The organism is Halomonas sp. PBN3 (assembly GCF_000475415.1).
GTDB lineage: Bacteria > Pseudomonadota > Gammaproteobacteria > Pseudomonadales > Halomonadaceae > Halomonas > Halomonas shengliensis.
The window spans coordinates 1-2527 of the sequence record NZ_AXCA01000145.1; the positions used below are offsets into that span (position 1 = coordinate 1).

Annotated in this window: 2 protein-coding genes; both read left to right on the plus strand. The window is 59.3% G+C overall.

Annotated elements, in window-relative coordinates:
- A partial coding sequence (locus tag Q673_RS25010; protein ID WP_023005416.1) for a C-terminal helicase domain-containing protein occupies positions 1-579 on the plus strand: 579 nt, incomplete at its 5' end.
- A 307-nt stretch (positions 580-886) separates the two neighbouring features.
- The coding region (gene mobH, locus Q673_RS25015; RefSeq protein ID WP_023005417.1) for a MobH family relaxase at positions 887-2527 on the plus strand (1641 nt) is incomplete at its 3' end.

The window sequence follows — 2527 nt, forward strand, 5'->3', positions numbered from 1 at the left end:
GCGTTCGTGAAGAGCCTCTATGGCGAGCAGCAGCCGATGCCCAAGGAGCGCGAGCTGGTGGATATCTGCCGGCGAGAGAAGGCGGAGGGGCGCAAGGTGCTGGTCTACACGACCTACACCGGCAAGCGCGATACCAGCAGCCGACTCAAGGCGATGCTCGCCCAGGCGGGCTTCAAGGTCGCGGCGCTGCGCTCCAGCGTGGAGACCCAGCGGCGCGAGGACTGGATTGCCGATCAGGTCGACCGCGGTGTCGACGTGCTGATCACCAATCCGGACCTGGTGAAGACCGGGCTCGACCTGCTGGACTTCCCCACCATCGTCTTCATGCAGACGGGCTGGAACGTCTACACCCTGCAGCAGGCTGCCCGCCGCTCCTGGCGGATCGGCCAGCGGCAGCCGGTGAAGGTGCTCTACCTCGGCTATGCCGGATCGTCACAGATCGCCTGCCTGTCGCTGATGGCCAAGAAGATCGCCGTGGCCCAGAGCACGTCGGGAGACGTGCCCGAGTCGGGCCTGGATGCCCTCAATACGGATGGAGACTCCGTGGAGATGGCCCTGGCCAGACAGCTGGTCAGCTGACCGCTACCCAACCTATGCCCCCTCTTCGGAGGGGGCTTTTTTGTAAATCTCTACTTACAAACTCCACTTTGGTTGTAGGTGGTTTGGGATGTCGATTGAGATATTTCTTAACGAAAAAGCCTGAGATGTCTCCGTGCAATCATTTGAGTGTTAAATAAAATCATTCGCGCTTGGGTTGCATCCCATAGTATTGCACCGGTGCAAGGAGTGCCCCGGGGTAAACGCCTCTCATCGCAATTAACGTTTCTTCTGGTGCCCGTCAGGGACTGCCGCTGTGATGCATGGATTGCATCCAGAGGAGCGAAAATTGCTGATTCGTAAACTACTACGCGGTCGCCGCAACGCAGCCGGCACCGACAGCGTTCGGGATGACACCGGCTGGGAGAGCCCGCGCACCGGTGCGCAGCTGCTGGCCACACCCTATCGGCAGCAGTTGCTCCGGGCAATCCAGGAAAGCACCTCGCTGACGGCGCCGGTGTTCGGGGCCTACGTCAAGGAGCCGCTGCAACGATACGCCGAGCGTGTCCAACTGCTGCCGGCTTCTGAATCCCACCATCACAGCTATCCGGGCGGGATGCTGGATCACGGCCTCGAGACCTGCGTGTTCGGTCTCCGGCTCCGACGACAGCACCTGCTTCCGCCGAAGGAGTCACCAGAACGGCAGTCCTCTACCGGGGAGCTGTGGAGCGTGGCGGTCATCTATGCCTGCCTGCTGCACGATATCGCCAAGGTCGTCGTCGATGTCGATATACACCTGAGATCTGGCCGAAGGTGGTGCCTGTGGGAGGGCACGATTCCCGACCAATACCGCGTTCGCTACCTCAAGGGGCGAGACTACTTTCTGCATGCGGCGGCCAACCCGCTCTTGTGCAAGGAAGTGATAGGCAATGCCGGGCTCGAGTGGCTGAGAAGCCAGCCGGAGCTGTTTGGGCTGGTGATGTACGCCATCAGTGGGCACGCGGAGCGCTCCGGGGTGATCGGGGAAATCGTCAGCCAGGCCGACAGGGCCAGCGTCGCCAAGTCGCTGGGCGGCAAGGTCTCGAATATCGACAAGGCGCCCAGGGAATCTCTACAGAGCAAGCTCAAGGGCGCCATCCGCCATATCGTCACAGAAAAGATCCGCCTGAATGAAAAAGGCGCTCAGGGGTTTGTCACCGCTGAGGCGCTGTGGCTGGTGACGCCGCTGGTACCCCGAGAGATCAAGAGCTACCTCCTTTCCCATGGTATCGAAGGCGTGCCATCCAACGAGTCGCGCCTCTATGACGAAATGCAGTCCCATGGCCTGATCATGGAGAATCCGGACGGACGGTCGGTCTGGAAGTGCAGCGTCGAGGAGGGAGAGTGGCGGACCGAACTCTTCATGCTCAAGGTTCACAAATCCCTCGTTTGGAGCGGCGATGAAGAGCCAGAGGTTTTTTCGGGAAGCGTGGAGGTCTTGGGCGCTGACCAAGGTGGCGATAGGAGTGAGAGGGATAGTCAAGAGGCTGCCAGATCGGCTTCCGATGTGAGGCATTCGACTGTGGAAGCCGCCGGTGAGGTGAAGGATTCAAATGACGATGAAAAATCTCAAGAGGATCTGGAGGCTTCCATCATCGACATCGCCATGGGCGGTGCTGAAAAGGCATCGGAAAGCCAGGTCGTCCAGCAGGAAAATCGGTCTGAAGAAAGTTCAGATAGCCTGCCGGATTATTTGCCGGACAAGCAGCAGGAGCCCGGTGAAGCGTTTTTAGCCTGGCTGCGAGACGGGCTGAAGACTCACAAGATATTGATGAACGACTCCAAGGCCCTGGTGCATGCCGTGGATGGCATGCTGCTGGTGGTCAGTCCCAAGGTGTTCAAGCGCTTTTGTCAGGAGGTGCAAGGAGAAGAGAGAAGCTGGAAACAGGTTCAGGATTCATTCCAGAAGCTGAAGCTGCACAAGAAAAACAAGGATGGTGGAAGTTTTCAC